Source organism: Paenibacillus sp. FSL R5-0636, assembly GCF_037974255.1.
Lineage (GTDB): Bacteria > Bacillota > Bacilli > Paenibacillales > Paenibacillaceae > Paenibacillus_AQ > Paenibacillus_AQ odorifer.
Map to the genome: position 1 here is coordinate 4669851 of NZ_CP150232.1, position 24121 is coordinate 4693971.

The 24121-nt window shown below is 45.7% G+C and carries 19 protein-coding genes and 1 tRNA gene; 3 read left to right on the forward strand and 17 right to left on the reverse strand.

Annotation, left to right across the window (positions count from 1 at the left end):
• Window positions 1–89: 89 nt before the first annotated feature.
• The 3 genes from MKX34_RS21280 to MKX34_RS21290 form a co-directional block, all read right to left on the reverse strand.
• The gene (locus MKX34_RS21280) at window positions 90–1079 is read right to left on the reverse strand and encodes an ABC transporter permease (protein ID WP_036685819.1); all 990 of its coding nucleotides are present in this window, start codon (window positions 1077–1079) and stop codon (window positions 90–92) included.
• Entirely contained in the window at window positions 1072–2052 is a 981-nt protein-coding gene (locus MKX34_RS21285) for an ABC transporter ATP-binding protein (protein WP_036685707.1), read from the reverse strand. The genes MKX34_RS21280 and MKX34_RS21285 overlap by 8 nt, the downstream gene beginning before the upstream one ends.
• A 102-nt stretch (window positions 2053–2154) precedes the next feature.
• Window positions 2155–2994, reverse strand: a complete 840-nt coding sequence (locus MKX34_RS21290; protein ID WP_076104463.1) for a GDSL-type esterase/lipase family protein — start codon at window positions 2992–2994, stop codon at window positions 2155–2157.
• 239 nt (window positions 2995–3233) lie between these two features.
• On the opposite strand from MKX34_RS21290, the gene MKX34_RS21295 reads away from it, so the two are divergent.
• Window positions 3234–3306: transfer RNA gene (locus tag MKX34_RS21295), tRNA-Lys, on the forward strand.
• A 133-nt stretch (window positions 3307–3439) separates the two neighbouring features.
• On the opposite strand, the gene MKX34_RS21300 is transcribed toward MKX34_RS21295, so the two are convergent.
• From MKX34_RS21300 to MKX34_RS21310, 3 genes are all read right to left on the reverse strand, one after another.
• Window positions 3440–4156 carry a CAP domain-containing protein gene (locus tag MKX34_RS21300; RefSeq protein ID WP_036685704.1) on the reverse strand — a complete coding sequence of 239 codons (717 nt, stop codon included), beginning with the start codon at window positions 4154–4156 and terminating at the stop codon, window positions 3440–3442.
• Window positions 4157–4460: 304 nt separating this feature from the next.
• Window positions 4461–6425 carry a WG repeat-containing protein gene (locus MKX34_RS21305; RefSeq protein WP_076273561.1) on the reverse strand — a complete coding sequence of 655 codons (1965 nt, stop codon included), beginning with the start codon at window positions 6423–6425 and terminating at the stop codon, window positions 4461–4463.
• Between the two features lie 459 nt (window positions 6426–6884).
• Window positions 6885–7115 carry a hypothetical protein gene (locus MKX34_RS21310; protein ID WP_339203346.1) on the reverse strand — a complete coding sequence of 77 codons (231 nt, stop codon included), beginning with the start codon at window positions 7113–7115 and terminating at the stop codon, window positions 6885–6887.
• Window positions 7116–7425: 310 nt separating this feature from the next.
• On the opposite strand from MKX34_RS21310, the gene MKX34_RS21315 reads away from it, so the two are divergent.
• Together MKX34_RS21315 and MKX34_RS21320 are read left to right on the forward strand one after the other, a co-directional pair.
• Complete coding sequence (locus MKX34_RS21315; protein WP_170914200.1) at window positions 7426–7590, forward strand: hypothetical protein; 165 nt, start codon at window positions 7426–7428, stop codon at window positions 7588–7590.
• Window positions 7591–7921: 331 nt separating this feature from the next.
• Window positions 7922–8146 (forward strand): hypothetical protein, encoded by a 225-nt coding sequence (locus MKX34_RS21320; protein WP_143758706.1) that lies wholly within the window; start codon window positions 7922–7924, stop codon window positions 8144–8146.
• Window positions 8147–8483: 337 nt separating this feature from the next.
• Here the strand turns inward: MKX34_RS21320 and mglC are convergent, their stop codons facing one another.
• The 11 genes from mglC to nth all read right to left on the reverse strand — a co-directional run bounded on the left by mglC (window position 8484) and on the right by nth (window position 24013).
• On the reverse strand, window positions 8484–9491 hold the full coding sequence (mglC, locus tag MKX34_RS21325) for a galactose/methyl galactoside ABC transporter permease MglC (RefSeq protein ID WP_036685697.1): 1008 nt from the start codon (window positions 9489–9491) through the stop codon (window positions 8484–8486).
• 92 nt (window positions 9492–9583) lie between these two features.
• Window positions 9584–11095: a sugar ABC transporter ATP-binding protein gene (locus tag MKX34_RS21330; RefSeq protein WP_036685693.1), complete on the reverse strand. Its 1512-nt coding sequence runs from the start codon at window positions 11093–11095 to the stop codon at window positions 9584–9586.
• A gap of 146 nt (window positions 11096–11241) precedes the next feature.
• Window positions 11242–12312 carry a galactose ABC transporter substrate-binding protein gene (locus MKX34_RS21335; RefSeq protein WP_094903385.1) on the reverse strand — a complete coding sequence of 357 codons (1071 nt, stop codon included), beginning with the start codon at window positions 12310–12312 and terminating at the stop codon, window positions 11242–11244.
• Window positions 12313–12510: 198 nt separating this feature from the next.
• Window positions 12511–13533, reverse strand: coding sequence for a substrate-binding domain-containing protein (locus tag MKX34_RS21340; protein ID WP_038572394.1), 1023 nt, complete (start codon window positions 13531–13533; stop codon window positions 12511–12513).
• A complete protein-coding gene (locus tag MKX34_RS21345; RefSeq protein WP_081383399.1) occupies window positions 13530–15359 on the reverse strand; it encodes a sensor histidine kinase in 1830 nt (609 codons plus the stop codon). The genes MKX34_RS21340 and MKX34_RS21345 overlap by 4 nt, the downstream gene beginning before the upstream one ends.
• A 2-nt stretch (window positions 15360–15361) precedes the next feature.
• A complete protein-coding gene (locus MKX34_RS21350; protein WP_076297412.1) occupies window positions 15362–17014 on the reverse strand; it encodes a response regulator in 1653 nt (550 codons plus the stop codon).
• Between the two features lie 194 nt (window positions 17015–17208).
• A complete protein-coding gene (locus MKX34_RS21355; protein ID WP_232061416.1) occupies window positions 17209–17673 on the reverse strand; it encodes a GNAT family N-acetyltransferase in 465 nt (154 codons plus the stop codon).
• Entirely contained in the window at window positions 17663–18853 is a 1191-nt protein-coding gene (gene purT, locus MKX34_RS21360; protein ID WP_076297411.1) for a formate-dependent phosphoribosylglycinamide formyltransferase, read from the reverse strand. Before purT ends, MKX34_RS21355 begins: the two co-directional genes overlap by 11 nt.
• Window positions 18854–19002: 149 nt before the next feature.
• Window positions 19003–22689 carry a dynamin family protein gene (locus MKX34_RS21365; RefSeq protein WP_256717665.1) on the reverse strand — a complete coding sequence of 1229 codons (3687 nt, stop codon included), beginning with the start codon at window positions 22687–22689 and terminating at the stop codon, window positions 19003–19005.
• Between the two features lie 344 nt (window positions 22690–23033).
• Window positions 23034–23300, reverse strand: a complete 267-nt coding sequence (locus MKX34_RS21370; protein ID WP_036676334.1) for a hypothetical protein — start codon at window positions 23298–23300, stop codon at window positions 23034–23036.
• 32 nt (window positions 23301–23332) lie between these two features.
• The gene (gene nth / locus MKX34_RS21375; RefSeq protein ID WP_036676333.1) at window positions 23333–24013 is read right to left on the reverse strand and encodes an endonuclease III; all 681 of its coding nucleotides are present in this window, start codon (window positions 24011–24013) and stop codon (window positions 23333–23335) included.
• Window positions 24014–24121: the final 108 nt, after the last annotated feature.

Below are 24121 nucleotides of genomic sequence, written 5' to 3' on the forward strand. Positions count from 1 at the left end.
CAAAAACCTAAGGATAGAATATAACGTGAAATTATACTCTCCTATATTTCTAAGAAATGCAAACAAACGTTTTGGTCACTTTGTTCATTCTAATTCAAAATATCCCTTTTCGTAAAGACGGCGAATGAAATGATCACCGAAGCGGCTCCCCATACAGCCAGCACAGCCATGGAAAATGACAAGGACATCCCTTCAATGGGGGCGGGAGTACCAGACAAATAGCTGGTCAGTCCAAGATTTACCATAAATAAATATTTCGCTGTTGTCCAGGCAGAGGCCATATTGGTCAGTATACTACCTGCAATCAACGCGGCCATCATAACTACTATACTCGCGGCAGTACTGCGAACAAGCACCGAGATCATGAATGCGAGCAGTGCAACTACTACGCTGACGAACCAAATCAAACCACCTTGCATAAGCATATATTTCCACTGAGGCACTGCATGTACAGTAGACATATCTAGCGAATCACCACTGATTTTAAAGCCTGTGAAAACAGGAATGTTAAAGCCTTTAAAACCAAAGGCGAGACCAGAGATAAAGTAGCTGATTGCAAATGTGGAAAGTACAATAAGCGAGACAAACATTAGCAGTGCTGTCATTTTGCTAAAAAGCACCTTCCAGCGCTTGACCGGCCTAGTCAACAGCATTTTGATAGTTCCAGTTGTCCTTTCGGCCGAGACCAAATCTGAGGCCACCGCCATAATAAGCAACGGAATAAATAATGTAACCGAATTATCCATAAATTCACGGGTAAAGGTAACCCCGCTAGGTTCATTCGGATTAACGTCATGGTGAAGATAATACTGAAGCTGTTGTACAAATATTCGCCGATAAGTCTTCCATTCCTCTGGAATCCGGTCACTTCCCAGTGAATTTTGATTATCGATAATCTGCTGCTGGATCTCAAGCCGCCAATCGGAATTAAACTTCTCCCGGCTCCGTTCGGCTGAACGCATCTGTGCATAGGTGAACATAGGCACCAGTACAATCAGAATCAGCAGTATAACATAAAACCGTTTCTTTTTTATAATCTTCAAGCACTCATTACGGATTAGCGGAAGCAAGTTACTCAACATTCTCACCCTCCGTTAGTTTCAAGAATAGCTGTTCCAGTGTCGGATTAATTTTATGCACAGCCCTCACCTCGATTTCAGCAGTAACCATTACGGCCACAATCTCGGGGATCAGATCCTGATCCATGATCGTTATTAAAGAATTGGGGCCCATCCCTGCAATAATTGAGTCATCTAATGTGACGTCTTCTAGTTTCTGAATCTGAATATCTGAACGATCAGCCAGCATTTCCCGAGCCTCAGCAAAAGGCTCCAGCTCCCAAAGTACATACGGCGAATTACGAGCGATCAGCTCATCTACCGCACCAACAGCCAATACACGCCCTTTACTAATTATCGCTACACGGTCGCAAAGAAGTTGAATTTCGCTTAGCAAATGGCTCGATACGAACACCGCCAGCCCTTCATCCGCCAGCTTGCGAATGAATTCTCGCAGCTCCTTAATACCTTTAGGGTCAAGTCCATTCGTCGGCTCGTCCAAAATAAGCAGCCGTGGACGTCCCAACAGTGCCTGCGCAATGCCTAATCGTTGTCTCATCCCAAGCGAGTATGTACTTACCTTATCATGTATCCGCTGATCTAATCGAACAATATCTACCACTTCGCTAATACGTTCATTGTCTACGCCAGGCTGCATCCGGGCAAAATGCTGCAAATTCTCCCACCCGGTCAAATAGGTATATACCTCAGGATTCTCAACGATAGAGCCTACATATTGCAATGCTTTTTCCGGATTTCGGTTCACATTGTACCCACATACTGTAATCTTGCCCTCAGTAGGACGAATCAAATCCACAAGCATGCGGATCGTGGTCGTCTTCCCAGCGCCGTTAGGGCCGAGAAAGCCGAAAATCTCCCCTTTTCTCACATCGAAAGTAACATCATCTATTATCCATTTCCGTCCTATTTTTTTACGTACCCCGTCCACAGACAAGACGACTGTGCCGGAGTCTTCACTATTCGCTTTTGTCATATTTAATTTAGCTCCTTGTGACTGTCATTTTCTCGGTTTGTACTTGCTCAAAGGGCATTTACCTACATGATCTTACTGCAAAATTTAACACTCACCTATATACTACTGCACAGCCTGTATGAACCGTTCTCCGATTCGCTGATAGCCATCACCATTAGGATGAAAATGATCGGTGGATAGATACTTGTCCAAATGTCTGTTAAACAAGTCAAACGTAGGAACCAAGGTCATGTTGCTATGCTTATTAATAATATCCATTGCCGTATTATTCCACTTCGTTACCGCTTGATTGCCTGGTGCCAGTAATTCTGGAATATCGCCAAAGGGATTATACAGCCCCATATAGTAAACTTGCGCATTCGGATTGATCTGTGAGATTTTATCGAGAATCTTCTCCAGTCTAGCTGCTGCTTCTGGCAGAGCGGCTAATAAAGACTCTGGAGTCAGCTCCTGCTCCGAGGTTGATGAAGTTGTGTTTCCTTGCTGCGCCCCATTATTCTCAAGAATATCCGAATCCTTAAACAGATCATTTCCTCCGACGGATAGCAAAACAACATTCGACATGCGCAAGGCATACTCCACACCATCTTCGTTCAGTTTGCTTAACAGCCCCGCAGTAGTCAACCCGTTAATCCCCATATTACCTAAAAAGTCTACGGTGACACCTTTTGCAGATAAACCAGTAACCGTACGCTTAACAAACCCTTCTCCGGTGTTATCACCAGTCCCCTTGGTAAGCGAATCCCCGAGCGCAACAATTTTGAGGAGCTTGACAGTCTCCGTCACCGGTGCGGCTGTTTGCTGAGGCAAGCTGCTCTCGGTAACCTCTCCGACCGGATAGATAATATCTTTAACCGCATAAACTAAACCAACCATCAAAACTATAGTTGTTACTATGGAAATCAAGCTGACGCTGCGCCATGTCCATTTCGAATCCTTCAAAGCTATCCCTCCGTATGCCGTTCTATTATGTATTGTTCCACAATTTACAAAGATCTTAACTATGTTACATAAACATAATTCTTCCATACAAGTTTTGCAAATGTCTAGCAAAGAAATAAATCCCGCTGTTACAGTGTTTTTGCCGAGGAGCGAGTGTGGACTTTTTTGAAAATAAAAAAATACTGGCTTTTTAATTAATGCCATTATATAATATTTACCGTTGACTCTTTAGACATTACGGGTTATTAGCTTAGCTGGTAGAGCAGCCGACTCTTAATCGGCAGGTCGCAGGTTCGACCCCTGCATAACCCATATAGCTAGACAGAAGAGGTAAGGACAAGTTCCTTGCTTCTTTTTTTGTTGCATTTTTGATCTTCACCACACAAAAAAAACCGCTCCCCGACTTACATCGGAGAACGATTTCTTCCTGAAGCATCTACTCGTATTATTTACCAATAAACTCTTGAACCCAGTAATTATTATCATAACCTACACCGATATAATTGAAGTTAGCATTCAAAATATTAGCGCGGTGACCTGGACTATTCATCCATGCCTTCATTACTTCTTCTGGTGTTTTTTGTCCCATTGCGATGTTCTCGCCTGCGGCTTTATAAGTGATGCCAAAGGATTTCATCATATCAAACGGTGAACCATACGTAGGTGAAGTATGTGAAAAATAGTTGTTCGAACGCATATCCGTAGCTTTTGTAGCGGCAACTTTGTGCAGGCTGTCCAATCCAGCTACAGGTGACAATCCAGCTGCTGCACGTTCTTTGTTTACCAGCGTTACGATTTGCTGAACATAGGTTCCTTTATTGCTCACAGCACCTGTTGTAGTTGTATTATCTGTCGGCTTAGTTACAGTAGTTGTGTCTGCTGGCTTTGTAACCGGTTTTGTAGTTGTAGTTGTGGTCGTGTTGTCTTTGTTTGGTACTGTTCCAGTTTGCGGCTTAGTTACCACGATTGTGCTATTCGAAAAAGGGAATCCCTCAAGATTAGCTTGTTTAAAATATTGTAATATTTGCTCATAACTTGTGCCTTTTATTGTTACTGTCGATTCATTCGATGCCGCATTTGCTTCCAATGGAAGAGAAATACTAAGTGCCATAACAGCTGCCACACTACCACCGATGATTGCTTTCAATGTCTTGTTCTTCAATCTGCCATCTCCTTTTTTCTTGCGTGTAATATATGCTTCTGCCTAGAGTGACCATCTACAAATGTTACAAAGTTGTAATTTGTTCCTCAGTCATTGTAGCATAAATCTCTCAAATGTGCGCTTCTAATTTTTTACATATAATAGTCTTGACTGTAAGATTTCTGATTCCTAGATACATTCGCTTTCTTTCGCTGTTTTCCTGCCTAAAAATACCAATTCATCTATTATTCGCGAAAGAAAGCACAAAAAAAGTCGCCCTCCCCGAAAGGACGGCAACTTCAGCAAACCTATGGATACCTGTCGATTAATGAAACGACTGCCAGAACTCGCCCTCCGTAGAGATCAATCCCATGATCTCCGCATAAGGAATCCGGAAGGTTGGAAAACCTGCAGAATACGGAGCGATCTCATAAGGTGCGAAATACAGATACAACGCTTCATTATCCACAAAGAAGGGTTGATCCGAGGTAATTCCTTTATACGTATCCGGAAAAACATATGAATATTGTGGATCGTTCTCGATCTGTTTGCCCACAATTTTACTGAGCTTCTCCACATATCTGCTGCCCGGCTTGAACAAATCTCCCAGCTTATAGAACCTGCCGCTGCGCAAATTAATATGCGGATAGATTTTGGTAGGCATTCCATGTGCTGCTCCAAAAGGAAAACGATATCCGGTCAGCTCCAGCACCAGCAGGTTTTTACGGAAGAAAGAGACTGAAAAATCACCATTATAACTAAAGTCCTGGGAAACCCCTCCACTCCCAACGTCTTCAGCAAGGGATAGCTTGCGCAGCTTATCGTTAACCTCTCGCGAAACTTCAGCACTGGCAATCCCTTCAACGACCGGATAATACACCAGATAATCCCTGTTCGGTTTGTATTTCTTCTCCACTACAGAATAGGGAGGTCTCAGCGGAATGACTCCATTTTGGCGCCAAACCTGCTTTCCCTGCCGATCATAATAAGATGTGCGCTGATCTACATCTGCTCTTATCAAACGTCCGCTAAGGGTGAGTGTTCCTGCACCTGGAATAACTGGAGGCTGGGCTGCCTTTTTTCCACTTCTATCGATAAAATAGGTATCTTTAGCATCAAATACAGACGCCAAGCCTTCCTGATAATTGTTCACGCCAAGCAGGGTGTGATTGCTCAGGACCGCTCCCGTTTCCGCATCTGCAATTACATAACGTGATCCGCGATAAGGCTGGCTGGGGAATACAGGCGTTCCTATGGCTACTCTGCCTTCACCTAGCTGCAATACTTCATAATATTTTGCCGGGATGATCATTTTCCCTTGTTTATCAATCAGCCCGTAGGCGTTGCCATAATTCTCAGCGGTATTCACCACCGCACGTCCCTCTGAAAAAGGTAAAGCAGAGGTGAATTGCGGCTGAATAGCTACAGAACCATCCGTATTTAAATAGCCATATTTACCGTTTTCAGTCGCTTGATAGGCGAGTAAACCTTCTCCCGGACTTCCTACAAAAGGATGGTTATAAGTATGCAGGATGTTCCCAGCCGGATCGATGAGCGCATACTCTCCTTCTTTGATTTTAACCAAAGCCACGCCGTTCATAAAATCATTGGCATCCACATAAATCGCGGGCAGCACCTCTTTACCTTGCGCGTCCACATATCCATATAGCGATTGGCCACCGGTTGTATTTTGTTTTGAAAATAGTGCACGCCCCTCATGTAATGAGTTCAGATAATCATACCGGGCGGACGTCACTTCTTTGCCTTTTTCATCAATAAAAGTGTACCCCTTGGCATCCGACACTACCGCGCGCTCTTCCGAAAAAGGCGCAATAAAAGAATAGATCGGCTTCACTCGTTCTCTTCCAGTGCTGTCAATGAGCCCGCTGCTATTTTTTCGCTGAACTACGGCAAGACCGTTCTTCTGAAAATCCTCAGCATATTCGTACCGAGGTTCAATCTGAACACGGCCTTCGTCATTAATATATCCCCAAAGTGTGCCCTCTTTGAGATTAAACGGCGCCGGGTGCAGACCCGTGGTCCGCAGATCGTCCCCCACCCACTCCGGCAATAAGTATGGCGCCTCAAAAGGCTTATTAGAGTAATCTACACGATATAATCCCGCTTCTGCCGGAATCGTGACAAATAACTCCTCTTCCGTGCGTATGAAATCCTCATCCTGCTGAGTAATATATTCGTTCCAGCCAATGCCATCCCATTTCCATACATCCGCCTGTATCAGACCATTGTCATTCCCTTTCCCCAGCTCATTCAACCTAATCCTTAACATCCAGTCGCTCCCCTTTAACAAAGGCATTTGCCTATAGAATATGGGAGAACGTTGGTTTATGTGCTTTTTGATCTTTGGGGTTGGGGGGAGAGGAGCTTTGGTGGGGAATCCGCAGAGGGGGTAGGCGTATTCTAGGGCATTTTCGCCTCTCTTTCGTCCTCTGTATATCATTTCAGCTAATTGTGCGGAATTTTTACCGTTCATTCGCCTCACGTAGCTCGTTTCAGCCAATTCTGCGGGATTTTTACCGTTCTTTCTCCTCACATAGCTCAGGTCGGGTAGTTCTGCGGGATTTGTACCGTTCATTCGCCATACATAGCTCGTTTCAGCCAATTCTGCGGGATTTTTACCGTTCTTTCACCCCACGTCGCTCGTTTTAGTCAATTCTGCGGGATTTTTACCGTTCTATCGTCCCACATAGCTCGTTTCAGCCAATTCTACGGGATTTATACCGTTCTTTCACCCCACGTCGTTCGTTTTAGTCAATTCTGCGGGATTTTTACCGTTCATTCGCCATACATAGCTCGTTTCAGCCAATTCTGCGGGATTTTTACCGTTCATTCGCCATACATAGCTCGTTTCAGCCAATTCTGCGGGATTTTTACCGTTCATTCGCCATACATAGCTCGTTTCAGCCAATTCTGCGGGATTTTTACCGTTCATTCGCCTCACATAGCTCGTTTCAGTCAATTCTGCGGGATTTTTACCGTTCTTTCTCCTCACATAGCTCAGGTCGGATAGTTCTGCGGGATTTTTACCGTTCTTTCACCCCACGTCGCTCGTTTTAGTCAATTCTGCGGGATTTTTACCGTTCTATCGTCCCACATAGCTCGTTTCAGCCAATCCTACGGGATTTATACCGTTCTTTTTCCTCACATAGCTCAGGGCGGCTAATTGTACGGGATTTATACCGTTCTTTCGCCTCATGGTGCTTCTGTTCTGTTACTAATATTAGTTTGTTGATATTGTTGGGGAGCTATGATGAATATGATGTGTTTTCGTGGTGCTCCTGATGGCGATGGTCGTGTTATTGCTGCTGATATTGATTTGTGGCCGTGATTGCTGTGTTCATGCTGATAATATTGAGTGGAGTGTGATAGCCGTGTTTGTGTTGATGACATTAATTGGTGATGGTAATGATGCTGTAGATGTTCCGTGGCGGTGAAGGTGCAACTATTGGGTCGAGTAAATCCTATTGGTGGAATATTAGATTTGATGGAGCAAGGGTGGCAATGTTGATTGAAGTTTGTGGTGGTAAATAATGTTGATGTTGATGTTGATGTTGATGTTGATGTTGATGTTGATTTTAGTGTTGCTGGCGCTGTTTAGTTGTGGTTACATTTTCGCGGGTAGTTTTTGTGGTGTGTTTGTTTCATGTTGGTAGTAGCCATTGTTAATCTGTGTGTTGGTGGTGTTGACGCTATTTGGTCGTGGTGTCATCTTAGTGGGTATTTTTGGTGTTGTGTGTAGTTGGTAGTACTTTAGTTAGTGGTGTTTTGGTTGACAGTCCTGTGGTTGACAGTGCTGTGGTTGGCAGTACCGTAGTTAGTAGTACTTTAGTTAGCAGCGCTGTAGTTAGCAGTGCTGCTAGTGGCATTATTGGTGTAATTAATATTATTGGTGTAATTGATATTATTGGTGTAATTGATATTATTGGCGTAGTTGATGGTGGTGCCAATGGTACTAGTGGGAGCGGAATTGGTTTATCCCCAACTAATTAAACCAGTTTTTGTGGGTAGTTTTTCATACATAGTTATGGTGGGTAGTTTTCGTGCTCGTGCGTAGTTTTTCTATGCGAGGAGGAAGGGGGCGACGTTAAGTACTTGTGAATTGGTACTTGTGAAATTGTACTTTTAAATTGCTTTTTATGAATCGGTACTTTTAAATTACATCTTATGAATTGGTACTTTAAATTGGTTCATATGAATTGCATCTTATGAATTGCTTCTTATGAATTGTTTCTTATGAATTGCTTAATCTCAGCAAGCGAAATGGACAAACCAAAAAGCGTTTGCCATAAATAGCAAACGCTATGATCACCATACATCCAACACGCAACTATTTCTTCGAAGAATACTTCCGCATATCAAACGCGACGGCGGCAATGATGATTAGACCTTTGATAATCAACTGATAGTAAGGGCTGATGCCAATGAAGGTCAGGCCGTAGTTGATTAAGGTAAAGATAATAACACCGACCAGGACACCTGGCACCGTTCCGATACCACCGGTTGTAGACACCCCGCCCACTACACAAGCAGCAATCGCATCAAGCTCATACATGTTCCCGTAGTTATTGGTTGCGCCACCTGTTCTTGCAGCCTCTAGCACACCCGCCAGACCATAAAGGGCTCCAGCAATCGCATAGATGTAGATCAAGTTCTTGGAAACATCGATGCCAGATACTTTAGCTGCCTGTATGTTACCGCCGATAGCGTACATGTTCTTACCCAGCTTGGTTTTATTGAACACCACCCATACGATGGCGGCGACACCCAAGGCTATCAGCACAATATACGGGATTGAATATTGCCCCTTGCCAATAAACCCGGAACCGATTGTAGTGAAATCTGGACGCAGACCGCCAATCGGCTGCGATTGGTTCGGATCCATGTCAAAGTACAAGGAATTCAAGCCGTAGACGATAACCATCGTACCCAGTGTTGCGATAAACGGCGGGACGTTCAGCTTGGAGACGACAATACCATTGACGAGTCCGCAGAGAAGACCAGCGATGATAGCTATAAGGATCGGAAGCCACACTTGCACCTGCGGCAGATCAGGAAAAAACCGCCGGGAATAATCCGGAATTTGCAGCATCGAAGCAGAGATTACCGCCGTAAAACCAACCACACGTCCAGCAGACAAGTCCGTCCCAGCTGTGATAAGGATGAAGGCAACACCAAGCGCGATGATAATCCGTGTTGACGATTGAATAAGAATGTCCCGTAAAGTATTTACAGAGATAAAGGCCGGCTCATATAAGGCAATACCCATAATCAGAATTACCAAGACAATATAAATGGCATTTTGAGTAATAAAAGATTGGGCTCTTTTAGCGTTCATTAGTAGTGTTCCTCCTTAAAGTTACGCGAAGAGTAATTCTCTTCGTAAACCAATCTAGTTTCGCCCAGCAAAACTATCATTGAAATCCTATCCTAATGCTGTGCAGCGAGCCGCATAACTTCGGTTTCCGTAGCTTGCCCGCCTTCTAGTATTCCGGTAAGCCTACCTTCCGACATGACCATTACACGGTCAGACATTCCGAGCAGCTCCGGCATTTCTGAGGAGATCATAATGATGCTTTTCCCTTGCTGCGCCAAGTCGGCAATAATCGAATAAATCTCGAATTTAGCCCCTACGTCGATACCGCGAGTCGGCTCGTCCAGAAGCAGGATTTCGGGCTCGGTTAGAAGCCATCTGGCGAGCAGCACCTTTTGCTGATTACCACCAGAAAGATTCATGATCAGCGTTTTGGTTGTTGGAGTTTTGGTCCGTAATTTTTCAATCATTTTATCGACTTCTTCTTTTTTCTTTTTTCCATCTAGTAAAAGTAGTAGTTTCTGGTATCGATGCAGGTTAGCGATTGCGCCATTCTCATGAACAGACAAGACTGGAAAAATACCGGTGACACGCCGTTCCTCGGTAAGCAAGGCCATTCCGTGTTTCTTAGCATCCTTGGGAGATTGGATATGAATGCGCTTACCATCGATAGAAATCGTCCCCGATTTAATAGCCCTCAGGCCGAATAATGCTTCAATAACCTCTGTTCTCTGAGCGCCTACCAGCCCACCAATCCCTAAAACCTCACCTCGTCTTAATTCAAAAGAAACATCTTTAAACGATCTTTCTTCAGGGGAGGTTAATCCTTCCACCTTCATATATACTTCGCCAGGCACGTTAAAGCGTTCTGGGAATCGATTGGTCAAGTCGCGGCCAACCATTTTGGAAATGATAAGATCTGTGGTCAATTCCGCCGCTGGCCAGGTTCCGATTTTTTTCCCGTCCCGCATAATGGTAACCTCGTCAGAAATTTCGAGAATCTCTTCCATTTTGTGAGATATATAAATAATAGCTACGCCTCTACTCCTAAGATCCCGTATGATCCGAAATAAATGCTCTACCTCCACACTGGTCAGGGAGGAAGTAGGTTCATCCATTACAATAACGCGGGAGTGAAAAGAGACAGCCTTCGCAATTTCAATGGATTGGATTTTGGATACAGACAGCTTACCCACTAATGTCTCGGGATTCAGATCGATATCCAGATCTTTAAACAAATTCTCCGTGTCAGTGTACATTTTCTTATGGTCAATAAACTGAAAAGGTCCAATCCCTTTGGTTGGGAAACGTCCTAACCAGATATTCTCCATCACACTTCGGAACGGCACGGGATGCAGCTCCTGGTGAATCATGGATATCCCATTTTTCAAAGCGTCATTTGAGCTTCCGATAGAGGTCTTCTCACCCTCCAAAAAAATCTCACCGGCATCCGGTGAATAAATACCAAAGAGACATTTCATTAAAGTGGACTTACCCGCACCATTCTCGCCCATAAGGGCATGCACCGAACCTGGTCTGACCTTTAAACTAACTGCATCCAGCGCTTTGACGCCGGGGAATTCTTTAGTAATGTCATTCATTTCTAGCAAAAACTCAGCTTTTTCCATGTTGTTACGCCCCCTACGCTTTTTTCTTTTTTCATGAGAGGCACAGCGGTTTCATCCTGTTCCCTGCCTGAAAGAAATCCGAGGAGCGAATATCCGCTCCCCGTTGCTGCCATATGATCATGAATTCCATCTAGATTAGAGCGTTATTATTTGGCGTCATCGATATTGTCTTTGGTGATCTTTTTATAGGAAATCCACACGTATTGGTTGTCTGTGATATCAAAGCCTACGTTATCTTTTGTAGGTGTTTCTCCTTTAGCAAGCAGAGCAGCAACTGTGATCGCAGCTTTACCTTGGTTGTTCGCATCATTCAGCACGGTACCAAGCATCGTTCCATCTTGCAGCGCTTGAATCGCAGGAGCAGTAGCATCTACACCTACTACCGGCATAAATTTATCACCCGTGAAGTAACCTGAAGCTTTCAGAGCTTCGATTGCACCGAGAGCCATATCGTCATTGTTCGCAAGCACAGCTTCAATTTTGTCACCATGGGAGCCAAGGAAGGCTGCCATTTTTTCTTGCCCTTTTACGCGGTCCCACATCGCAGTATCTTCAGCCAGCTTTTCTACCTTGATGCCGGCATCTTCGATTGCTTGGATGGAGTACGTAGTACGAAGTTCAGCGTCTTGGTGCCCCGGTTCGCCTTTTAGCATTACGTATTGGAGGACACCGTCGCCGTTTTTATCCGCTTCAGGATGTGCCTTCCAGTAGTCCACGATCAGTTGACCGGACATAGTTCCGGATTCTTCCGCTTTAGCGCCTACATAATAAACCTTATCCCATTTCTTCATATCTTCTGGCAGCGGCTCGCGGTTCAGGAAGACCACCGGAATATTTGCCGCTTTTGCTTTTTCGATAATAACGCCAGCCGCAGTACGATCAACCGGATTGATCAGCATGCCTTTATATTTTTTGGTGATGAACAAGTCAACTTTGTCATTTTGTGTGGGTTGAGAATTTTGGCTATCTACGATATCTACAGTAGCAATGCCTTTGGCAGCAGTGTCGATTGCGTTACGAACACCCGTCATGAAGGTATCGTCAAATTTGTAAATGGCTACCCCTACTTTTGGCGTTTCAGTGGAAGAACCCGCATTTTCAGTTTTTGGAGCATTGGTAGCTTTACCACTGTCTGCATTATTGTTGCTATTGCCACAGCCTGCCAGAGCGGCACCCAGTATTGCGCTTGCTAAAAGAACGGAAGTGATTTTTTTCATTATTCATTGACCTCCTGTTTATACTTCTTTTTTTTGGTTTAACCCCGAATTCTCTCGGGCACATCCATATTATGCCTTAGGTGAAAACGGTTTCGAATATAAAATCCTACTCACTTTTATAAAAATTCTACTGAACCCAAAAAACGAATACCTCCCATTTTAAGGATGGCATTCGTCTTTTCAAAAATAACCCGTCCACTATCTGACGAAGGGAAATAACAATTTTTGATTCTCAGGCCACAGCATATTGTCCAAATCAATGAGTTTAGTGCCCGTATCGACACGTTCAGGAACATCCATTCCTTCGATTACCTCAACGGCATGTTTTACGGCTAAATACCCGTTACTAAAAGGATTTTGGATTACGGTCGCTTGAACCGTCCCCTCCTGCAGCAACTCCATCATTGACGGGGAGCTGTCGAACGCAACCATTTTAATATTATGCAGCCCTCGGCTCTGGATAGCTTTTGCCGCCCCTTGTGAAGCTGTCTCATTCAAGCTGGCGATCCCGCGAAGATTTGGATGTTTCAGCAGCATTAACCGTGTCAGCTCTTCAGCATCACTAATACTCGAAGTGGTATAAGAAATCTCTACTACCTGTATGTTCGGATATCGGGCAGCGTAATTTAAAAATCCCTTTTCCCGTTCCTCTGCATCTCTTGCACCATATTCAATGCCGTTTGAAGACTCCTGCTCCGCCCCCAAAGATGAATTTGTGAAGTTAATGATGCCGACCTCCCCGTATCCATTTAGCAGCTGAATGAGTCTTTCTGCAGACTTTTGTCCCGCTTCATAGCCGTTTGAACCCACATAGGCTCTTACTCTGGCCGAACCGACTTCTGCATCCACAGACAATACGGGAATCTTGGAATATGCCGCCCGATCGACTACTTGTGCAAGTCCCATGTAGCTACTGGCAGCTAAAATAATTACGTCCGCCTTCTCTTTAATGGAGTCTTCAACCATTCTGACCTGTTCCGCAATATCACTCTCCGCATTCGGAGCTTTGAACGTTAATTTCACATTAAATTCCTGTGCCGCGGCTTCTGCACCCAATCTAACTGTATTCCAATAGTCGCCTTTGTTCATTTTCACAATAAGATGAATATTGCGGGTTTTGTTCGTATTGATATAATTAGGTGCCGAATTAAAACAAGACGTGATCGTGGTCCATAACACCACACATACCAGCAGGGTTAGCCAAAAACGAACGATTTTCATACCGATGTCTCATCCTCCTCATGTCCAGGATTGCCCTCGCCTGCTGCGAGTGCCGGGAAGATAAGAGTAACCGTAGTGCCTTCTTCAATTTCACTTTCAAAAGAAAGACCATAATCACGCCCATAATACAGCTCAATACGCTCGTTAACATTTCTAACGCCTACCCCGGAGCCATGCATACTCTTACTGCCGCCAGTTAAAAGAACCTTCATAGTCTCCTCGGACATACCCAGTCCATTATCACGAATGCGGATGATGACAAGATCATCCTTCAGCTCCGCTTGGATCGAAATAAAACCTTCATCAGGCATCATTTCAATCCCGTGATACAGGGCATTCTCCACAATAGGTTGTAAAATTAGCTTAATAGTCTGACACTGCAGCACTTCATCCTGAGCCTCGATCTCGTAGCGGAACTTATTTTTGAACCGAAAGCTCTGAATCACAAGGTAATGACGAACATGATCAAGCTCTTCCTGCACGGTAATCATATTATTCCCTTTACTAAGGCTAATCCGGAAAAACTTCGATAAGGACTGAATCATCGTGACTACCTCCTCAGTCTTGCCGCGTTCAGCGAGCCGGATCACAGAATTCAGGGTATTGTACAGAAAGTGCGGATTGATCTGGGATTGCAGCACTTCAAGCTCACCTTTACGTTTGGTTTCCTGTTCATAAATAATCTGATCCATCAGTTGGCGGATACGTTGCAGCATAAGGTTAAACCGTTTGGACAGCTGTTCCACCTCATACGCCCCGCTGACATCTATTCGGGTGTTGAGATCCCCTTCGCCCACCTGCTGAAGCGTCCGTTCCAGCTTGCGGATAGGGCGGGCAATACGTGCAGACAAAAAGACGGATACAATAATTACGCATAAAATGACTACCGCTAAAAACCAGGATAAAAAGGTGTTTAGATCACGTTTGGTGGTTACAATCTCATCGTAATAAGCCACGCCCACGATCTTCCAGCCTGTCTGTTCCAGTGTCCTTACGGTGATAAAACGTTTTTCACCCGTAGACTCATCCAAATAGCTACGAAAAGCATATTCCAGTACTGGCTCCACATTCTCATATTTTAAGCCAGCGTAAATCAGCTGCTGCTGGGGATGGTACACAATATTTCCTAGCTGATCGAGGATGTAAGCGTAACCTCTTTTGCCAAGCTTAACCTGCTTGCTCAACTCATCAATGGTTCGAAAGTTAAAATCCATCAGCAGGATGCCGGTTTTTAAGACTCCGTTCTCCTTATATTGAATTAATTTGCTGATAGACACGACCCAGATATATTGACCTTTGAATAAATTCTGAATATGAGGTGCGGAATAGGAGAGCTCTGATGTTCTTTGCGCCGTCGTAAACCAGCTCTGAGTCTCCAGCTGTGTGTTGCTGCGCAGCTTCTGACCGGGTGTACCCACGACATATTTCCCCTGTGGTGTAAAAACAGCCGCCGAGACCAGATCCTCTCTGCTCCCCATTAACATAGCCATTCTTTCCGTCAATAAAGCGGAATCCACGGAAGGGCTATTCGTAATCTGCTCCTCCGCTGTCTCAAAAATATTGCGCATTCCCTTAACATAAAGACCCAGATTGTAATTCACTTGCTCAATGATCTGCTGCATATTCATATTGGCATTCTCTTCTGCGGTCTTGGCAAACTTGTTGTACAGCATAAGGCTGACAACGACAGCTACCAGCACGGCAACAGATGTAAAAGTGAGTGTAATCGTAACTTGAATGCTTCGGAGCTTGGAGGACAACCGACGTTTTCCGCCTTTGGGATGCTGCGGTCTTAGAGGAAAGGAATAAGGTTTATCCTTCAGCATCTTTACCCTCCTCTGGAGCTGTTTTTATACTCTTTAGGAGATTGGCCATATTTTTTGCGGAAACAAAAGCTGAAATAGTTAGGATCGGCAAAACCTATTTTTTCTGCGATTTCAAAAGCTTTCAGCTCCGTGGACCGCAAAAGTTCCTTGGCTGCTTCTAACCTAATTTGCAAAAGATAACTAACGAACGTCATTTTCATTTCCTTCTTAAAAATACTGCTAAAATAACCGGTACTTATATGTAAATGCTGACAAACCTTGCCGATGGAAATATCAGATTCAACATAGTGGCTGCGTATATATTCTTTAGCTTCATCAATAAGCAGCTTATAGGAAGATTGACGTTCTAATGCAATCGTATCCATTAAACCGCTACAGACTGCAATAATCCATTGCTTGGCTTCGGCCATACTATTAAATTTATTGATGGCAGTTAGCGACGAAATGCCAGAACCAATATACTTTGCAGCCTCACTGCCGGATTCTTTAGCCACTCGCAGGATAGATGTAAAAATCTCCAGCAAAAAAATCTGATAATCCTGTGTAGACACCTGCTCTGCGTCAAGACCAGCAAATAACTCCTCAACAACCTCTTTAAGTTCTTGCACCGTACCTAGTTTAATCGTCCGGATTAAGGATTGCTGGGTTAGTTCATCATAGGTTAGCAGTGTGCTGGAACGTGACTCAACGTCCTCAATCCAGATCACCCGGTTATTGCCGAGAATAAGCCGATAATCTAATGCCTGCATGGCATCCCCAAATGAATTAAATAACAAAGCAGGCGATGAACAGACCGTTCCGGAGCCTGCCGTTACCGTCAGCTTCAGAAAACGCTGTACGTTCTGGCGGATTTCTTCAAGAAGCTCAAAAGTCTTTCCAGTGATATCAGTTTCTTCCCCTTCTTCATGGATTGTGAGCAATACGACCTCATCACGATGAATAAACACCCTTCCAAAACCATGCTTCGAGCATATTTCTTCAGCAATATTCAGCACAGCGAATAGCTGTAAATTCTTTTCACCAGTGTCTCGTAAAGAAATTTGCCTGCCTGCTGCACCCCCAGCCGATTCCCGCTCAGGACGAATATAATCCACACTAATTACCGAAGCCTGAAACCACCGTCCCGTTAATTTTATGCCATATTCAGAGCTTTTCTCAGCAATTTCATCCGTACGCAGTCTACGCGAAATAAGGGACGATAAAAATTGCTCCCTTAACACAGGCAGACTTTTCCGGTAATGCTCACTGAGTACAAATACATTTTCCTTTTCTGCAATTTCAGCCTCAATAGTGACCCTAACCTTAAGCAGTACATCAATTAATTCCTGCGAAGAGAACGGTTTCAAAATATACTCGTCAATTTGCAATTTTATCGCCTTCTGAGCATATTCAAATTCATCATACCCAGTCAAAATGATAATCTTAGTGTTAGGATGATGACTACGAATCCATTCAGCCAGCTGAAGTCCATTCATAAAAGGCATTTGGATATCGGTAACTACCACATCCGGCAGCAAACGGTCTATGGCATCCGCAGCTTCCCGTCCATTCTCCGCCTGCTCAACAATCTCAAATCCGTAACGCTCCCAGTCAATCTGCCCGATAACGCCTTCCCTAACGTCTTCTTCATCTTCAGCAAGAACTAGCTTATACATGTCTCATCCCTCTTTGGAAACGTTTTAGATGTCATAAATTTTATTGTATATGATTCAAACCAATCCATCTATGGTTAAGTTATTTAAATAGTTTTAGGTATTAATATATTAAATACATATAAAAAAAGAGTTCCAGAGCAAAAAAAAACCATCCCGCCGTAGCTGGGATGGGGATGATCGGTAACCTATAAGTATTATAGCAACGCTTTGTTAAAGCGATAGCCTGCTGTCTTTTCGAAACCGATATGACGATAAAAAGCATGTGCCGGTGCGCGCTCTACGCGGTTGCCACTTCTGAGGAAAAGCTGACAGCAACCTTGCTCACGTGCCCATTCTTCTGCTGCGGCCACAAGTCTTTTACCGAGTCCGTTTCCTCTGAGTTCTTCTGATACGATAAGTGCAGTAATCTCAGTGATACAATCTGTCTGTTTGTAATACGAGCTTACCTGTCTAAGGCCGATCATACCCACAACTTCATTGTTCAGCTCTGCTACAAGTGTGCATTGGAGATTGCTGTTCTCCATGCTTTCCAGTCTCTCTTTCATCACGCTTAGCGTTGTTGGATAGCCGAATTCCCGCAGAAGCGCTGTAACTCTCTCCAGATCATTCAAGCCGCATTTGCGAATTTCCAGTACAGGTGCCATGGTACTACTGTTCATCCTCATATACCTCCACTTTTAGCATAGACGCCGCCTGCTTGGCTATCGTCCGCGCGATTTCCACATCTTCCGCCGCACTTAACGCTACTGCCATCCGCCGACCAGGACGAACTTCCGGTTTACCAAATACGCGAACCTGAGTCCTGGGCAGTTCCAAAGCTCCTCCAATTCCGGTCACAGCAAAGGCTCGTCCTTCTCCATCAGCCTTCAGCGTAGCTGAGGCACCAGGTGTCAGCAATTGTACTGACTGGACAGGAAAACCAAGAATAGCTCTGACATGCACTGCAAATTGAGATAAATCCTGCGTCGCCATCGTGACCATCCCCGTATCATGGGGTCTAGGTGACACTTCACTGAACAATACGCCTCGATCTGTCAAAAAAAGTTCCACTCCAAAAATACCGAAACCTCCGAGCTGATCCGTTACTGCTTTTGCAATAGATTGCGCTTCTTCAAGCAGCTCTGGCTTCATAAAGTGAGGCTGCCAGGATTCCACGTAATCTCCATCCTTCTGAATATGTCCAATAGGTGGACAAAATACCGTTCCAGATACAGAACGCACCGTCAAAAGAGTAATCTCGCTCTCAAAAGTAACAAAAGCCTCCACGATAACTCGCGTTCCTTTAGCTCTCGCTCCATCCAAAGCAGTGTTCCAGCAGTTTTCTGCATCCTCAGGGCTTTTGCATACGCTCTGACCCTTGCCAGAAGAACTCATAATCGGCTTAATGACACAAGGAGTGCCTAGCTCGGCTATAGCTTGTTGCAGCTCTTCCAGACTATCCGCAAAACGGTAATCAGCGGTTGGCAGTCTAAGTTCTTCAACCGCAAGACGACGAATCCCTTCTCTGTCCATGGTCAGCCGAGCCGCCCGCGCCGTCGGAACAACGAAAAAGCCTTCTTCTTCAAGCTCTTGAAGAGCATGAGTGGCAATTGCCTCAATCTCCGGAACAATGACATCCGGTTTCTCAGAGCGAATCAGCGCTTTCAGCGCCTCTGCATCCAGCATATCAATTACATGTGAACGATGAGCTACACCCATCGCCGGTGCATCGGTATAACGGTCTACAGCTACGGTCTCTACGCCAAGACGTTGAGCTTCAATTATGACTTCCTTACCCAGTTCCCCGCTGCCCAGCAGCAACAGCTTGCGGCTTTGAGCTGAAAAAGGAGCTCCCCACATTGTCGATTCCAACCTCTTTCGGCAAATTGACTGTCTCGTTTTTATGAATTTCAGAAAACGTAACAGTTTCATTGTATATTTTCAGGCTTCTTTATTTTCATCCATCATACGCCAGATTGCAAGTGTTCTTCGACATTTTCCTACAAACTTCACAGAACTTTGTCGACTTTATCAACGAAAGTTTGTTCTAGACGTGATAATTGGTGGCTTATTTGGCCCCAATGATCTGCAGTCTCACCCCCTTTAAGGAGATCTAACATCGCTTTCTCTTGCTCCGCAAGCCCTTCTTGCAGGCTTTCGGCAGCAGATTTTAATTCTCTGCTGATATTCTCGACGTAATGAGCAATTAATTTTTCCTTCTGCACTGCCGCTGCAAGATTAACCGCTTCTTTCAAAAGCGGCTCTGCCGCACCTTTGACCAATTCCCGCCCAGTTCCCTCAAAGAAATAACGCGGGGATTTGAAATGGCCCCATAAAGCGGACCACTGCACAGGCTGAAGCTGGCATTCCAGACCCTTAGGAGATGGCCAAGCCTGCTCCTCATTCTCCATAAGATGAAATTCCTCCGTGGAAAAGAGTAGCTCTGTAGCTGCCGCTTCAGCAGCTTCATGAACAAGCCTGCGTCCCGTGCTCTCTAGCCGCAGCGTTGTTGCCCATAGCTCTTGCTCAAGCTCGCGCTGAGTAGTACGCATTAGTTCGGCACCACAGGCAGAGAAAATGGCTTTTAAATTCCCTGCATCCTCACGCAGTAAGGAGGGATGAAAAGATTCCTGAAAATTTCTATTGAAGGAGAAGCTAATCCGCTGGCACACATGATAGATCAGTTCTTCACTTTCGTGAATAAGATCTCTGCTAGGACGTTCCTCAGTCTCCAAAAGAGACAACCGCTTCATGGCGAACTGACGCCGTTCCTGCAGTTCTTTTAACCCGGCTTCACGCTCGCCCGCCGCCTTGGAAGCCAGATTCTGCCATTCCTCAGCCCGGCGCCGAACCGATGCGATACTCTCAGCAGCTGCGTTAAGTGAAAGCTGAGGAAGCTCATCACCAGCAAAGCTGGATAATGCTTGCTCAAATTCATTGAAGCGGGAGGTTCCATAAAGATCGTGATTATGTTGAGTTTTAGCTTCTAGAGCAAGCAAGCTGGACAAAGCATAGATTCTCGGAGACCGCAAACCTCCGGCACGCAGATTTTGAACGACATGTGCTTTAACCTCATCTAGTTCTTCTTCGCTTGAAGCGAGATCGGAGGCATTAATAATAAAGAACATTTTATCGAGAGCAAAGCTGTCTTTAATGCGGCCCAGCTGGGCCAAGAGGCCGCGATCCGCCTTCGAAAAAGCGTGGTTATAATAGGTAACAAAACAGATCGCATCCGCATTTTTCATGTAACTAAAGGTTACGCCAGTGTGGCGTGCATGCAGTGAATCTGCTCCTGGTGTATCTACGAGCACAATCCCGCTCTCAGTCAAAGGACAGGCATAATAGAGGTCAATCCCTTGCACAAAGCAAGCTCGGGTCTCTTCCGCAACTAGGTTTCGATATTCTTCCAAATCAACCGTCCGCACCGTTCCTAGCAACGGCTCCGCTTCAGCCCAACCGGATGCTGCGGCTCTTAGAAATCCTGCATGCGGCAGCGCAGAGGGGTGGATTCCCCGTGTTGGCAGGTTCGCAAGTACTGCTGTCCACGTATCCTGTTGCGGCTCTCCAAGCTGCAGCACGCTGAAGGAATGGCAGATGTCATCCCAGAAATCCGCCATGCTCTTCATCGTTACAACCGCGCTGGCATGGCGGAAGTCTCCTTCCGGCGCCAATATGCGGTTAACTGCGGCCGTGGCAGGGTGTGGCGACACGGGCAGCACTTCTTCGCCGAGCAAAGCGTTGGCGAAGGAAGATTTGCCTGCGCTGAACGCACCGAACAGCGCAAGGGTAAAGCGGCCGCCGGCGAGATCCTCCGCCCGTGCAGCCAGACTGCGCGCCGCCGATGCCATCGCTGGCTCGCGGCGCAGCAGCTCTGCCGCAGCCGCCAGCGCGTCAGCGGCTGCCGAGAGCCGGCGGCGTCCGCCCGCCGGCGAAGCCGTTCCCGCCGCCCAGCTTGCGGCGGCGGCACTTCCAGCCGCGGCGCGTTCGCGCGGCTGGGTCTCCCGCGGTGCGGCGCTCTGCGTTGCCGCACGCGGGGTGACCCTCACCTCCGGCAGGATGCCGGGGGTGAGGGTCCGGCGCGGCGGCAGCAGCGCCGCTAGCTCGTGCGCGCGGGCGTCAGCCGCGCGGTCCAGGGCGGCTAGCGCGCGGGCAGCGCTCGCCTGCCGCGTAAGGGCCTGTTCGCGGCGCTGGAGTTTCGCGCGCTGCTCCTCGATAAGCGATGGCAGCTTCGCCAGCAGCTCATCGCCAACTAACAGCGCAGCGCGGCGGAATTGGCTCTTCAGATCTGCCGCAAGTGTGCGGCAGAAATTGAGCAGCGCCTCGCCGCTATTCCCCGTTCCCGGCTTAACTGCAGCCGCCAGCCATTCCTGGCTCACCGCCGGGAACCCTTGCTTCAGAGTCGTCTCTGCCTCCTCTGCCCACAGTCCGAGATTCTCCGCCCATTGACGTACCAGCTGAATCAGATGCCATTCCAGCTGTGCGGAAACCTCTCGGACCAGTAATCCTTGCCAGGCATCCAGTCGTTTGTCTTGTTCCTTCTCCCGCCGTCCGGCTGTAGAGAACAAACCTAAGCGGAAGCCTGGGCTGACACTCTCCACATAGCTCCCTGCCGCCTCTCTAACATCCGCAGGCATTAAGTTAGCATTATTGAGTAAGGCATCAAGATCACTTCGCAGGCTAGCTCGTGATTGCTGAGGCAGCTCCTCAAGCAGTGCCTTCTCTTCCTCCAGCGATTTCAGCTCTTCCATCACAACTGTAACCTCTGCACCCTCTAGCTCAGCTAAAAGAGTTTCCCGTTCCTCCTGCTGGTCTTCACGGAACGCGGTCAGCGAAGAATCTGCTGTATGATGAATGGAACGTGACAAGCTATATTGAAGCAATTGTTCCCTGTGCTCCAACAGCTCTGTTATAAGGTTCAACAGATTATCCCAATGATTCAATGGGTGCTCTTTCATTTTGAGTGAGGTAAACAGAATCCCCGCACAATGAATCCCCCACTGCTCAAAAGCATTTTCAAGCTGGCGTTTATATTCTTCAATGGAAATTTCTTGTTCTCTGTGCTTGTCTATCTGATTAACAATAAGATAGAGCGGTTTGCCCCAGTCACTAAGATTTTTGGCAAATGCCAAATTATTCTCTGACTGTACATGGTTATAATCCATAACATAAAAAACGACATCAGCTAAATGCAGCGCGGAACGAGTGGCCGCCTGGTGGCCATCATCCGTCGAATCCACGCCAGGTGTATCCAATAGAACACCATGCTTCCCTAGAAGAGGAATCTCATTCCAGACTTCAATAGCGGAATATTCTCCGCCATTTCGACAATATTCCTGTAATCTTTCTGGTGTTGTCTCTACAGGGGCAGATTCATTTTCACTTCCCTCAACCCTTGGATAGATAAGCACTCGTGGAGCCCCGCTGCGGATTGAAACAATATTGGCACTAGTCGGCACAGGTCCGGAGGGCAACACTGAGCTGCCGCATAAAAGATTAATCATGCTGGATTTCCCTGCCGAAAAATGCCCACAAAAAGCAAGGGTCAGTTCATTCCCACCCTCTTTATTTTGTAAATCTTCATATATTCGTTCAGCACTCTCATCGCGCCAGTGGCGCATTAAATCTTTCAGTTGGGAAAGCAGCGATGCTGTTTCACTTAATGTCTCTCTCTGAATTCTAACCCGTTCCGCTCCCACAGACATTCCACCTCCACAGTTACCTTCTAATCATGCACTGATCTTAATCCATTCATGAATACTGATTTAAGCTCTTTTTTATGCAAAACTTATATAGGTGCAATTTCTGAACTTTAGCGCGGAACATTTTTATAAATAATAATTACAGTTTATCACCAGTTTGACACAAATTAAATACACACTACTTACAAAATAACCTATCATCTCCTACGAAATGATACCAAAAAAAGAAGCGACGTTGTCGTCCTGTAAAGCCAACAGTCGTTTCTCGTAGAAATATAAGGATATTCAATAAAAAAAGGAGCCAGCCCCAAGGGCTGACTCCATTTCAGGTCACTTCTCAATTATGCAGTTTCCAAAACAGGCAACAGAATTTCGAATACTTTTCCGTGCTGCAGAATAGTCAATCCACGAGATTTGTCTCTCATTACGACAACCTCTGGTTTTACAGACATACGCTCCAGATAGTGCTCAGGCACATCACCGGAATGACTGATCGTAATGCCCTCTACTTCTTGCTCTTCATTTTCTTCCAGCGGGCTTTCCACTACGCGGTCAAAAATATCCGAGAATACCTCAAAATTATCTGTGTATACAGAAATGCATTTCATCTCTATCCCATCCTCTTCTTCAACTCTAACTTTTAACTTTTTGGCGTATGATCTTTAGCTTTCCTGACGACAGCCGTTTTCATACGTTTTTTGCCCTCTCGACATACATCAAGGAGCGGACAAACCTGACATTTTGGATTCTGAGCCTTACAGTGATATCGTCCAAAAAAGATTAGCCGGTGATGCGTGAGCGTCCATTCATCACGTGGCACAGCCTTCATCAGCTTTTTCTCCACTTCCAGCACAGAATCTTTCCAGCCTGCCAATGCAAGTCGTTTAGCAACCCGCTCCACATGAGTGTCCACAGCAATGGCAGGAACTCCAAATGCGTTGGACACTACTACGTTAGCGGTTTTACGACCTACTCCTGGCAACGTTACAAGTAAGTCATGTGCCTCAGGCACTTCTCCGCCATACTGTTCTATGAGTATAGAGCACAGGCTTTGGATATGCTTAGCTTTGTTACGATATAAGCCGATGCGCCGGATATCCCCCTCCAATTCCTCCAGCGGCACAGAAATATAATCGATGGGGGCTTTGTACTTTTGGAACAGGTCCTCGGTCACTTTGTTCACCGTTGCATCCGTACATTGGGCTGACAACAGCACCGCTATTGTTAATTCAAAAGCGTTACTGTGATTTAGCTCGCAATGTGCATCCGGAAACAAATCTCCAATCGTATCCAAAATGTGGCGGACGTCTGCAGCTTTCATAGTGTCCCCTCCACGGAGCAAAAACGCTCAGAAAATTCTAACGAGCGTCTCACCTCAAATGTTAGAAATATAAGCAAAGTATGTATTATAACGTATGGATTCATACAT

Coding starts and splice junctions, on each gene's coding strand:
- MKX34_RS21370 (WP_036676334.1), bottom strand. CDS start 23,300: ATGAAATGCATTTCTGTATACACAGATAATTTTGAGGTATTCTCGGAT.
- mglC (WP_036685697.1), bottom strand. CDS start 9,491: ATGAACGCTAAAAGAGCCCAATCTTTTATTACTCAAAATGCCATTTAT.
- MKX34_RS21345 (WP_081383399.1), bottom strand. CDS start 15,359: ATGCTGAAGGATAAACCTTATTCCTTTCCTCTAAGACCGCAGCATCCC.
- MKX34_RS21350 (WP_076297412.1), bottom strand. CDS start 17,014: ATGTATAAGCTAGTTCTTGCTGAAGATGAAGAAGACGTTAGGGAAGGC.
- MKX34_RS21330 (WP_036685693.1), bottom strand. CDS start 11,095: ATGGAAAAAGCTGAGTTTTTGCTAGAAATGAATGACATTACTAAAGAA.
- MKX34_RS21355 (WP_232061416.1), bottom strand. CDS start 17,673: ATGAACAGTAGTACCATGGCACCTGTACTGGAAATTCGCAAATGCGGC.
- nth (WP_036676333.1), bottom strand. CDS start 24,013: ATGAAAGCTGCAGACGTCCGCCACATTTTGGATACGATTGGAGATTTG.
- MKX34_RS21305 (WP_076273561.1), bottom strand. CDS start 6,425: ATGTTAAGGATTAGGTTGAATGAGCTGGGGAAAGGGAATGACAATGGT.
- MKX34_RS21285 (WP_036685707.1), bottom strand. CDS start 2,052: ATGACAAAAGCGAATAGTGAAGACTCCGGCACAGTCGTCTTGTCTGTG.
- purT (WP_076297411.1), bottom strand. CDS start 18,853: ATGTGGGGAGCTCCTTTTTCAGCTCAAAGCCGCAAGCTGTTGCTGCTG.
- MKX34_RS21335 (WP_094903385.1), bottom strand. CDS start 12,312: ATGAAAAAAATCACTTCCGTTCTTTTAGCAAGCGCAATACTGGGTGCC.
- MKX34_RS21340 (WP_038572394.1), bottom strand. CDS start 13,533: ATGAAAATCGTTCGTTTTTGGCTAACCCTGCTGGTATGTGTGGTGTTA.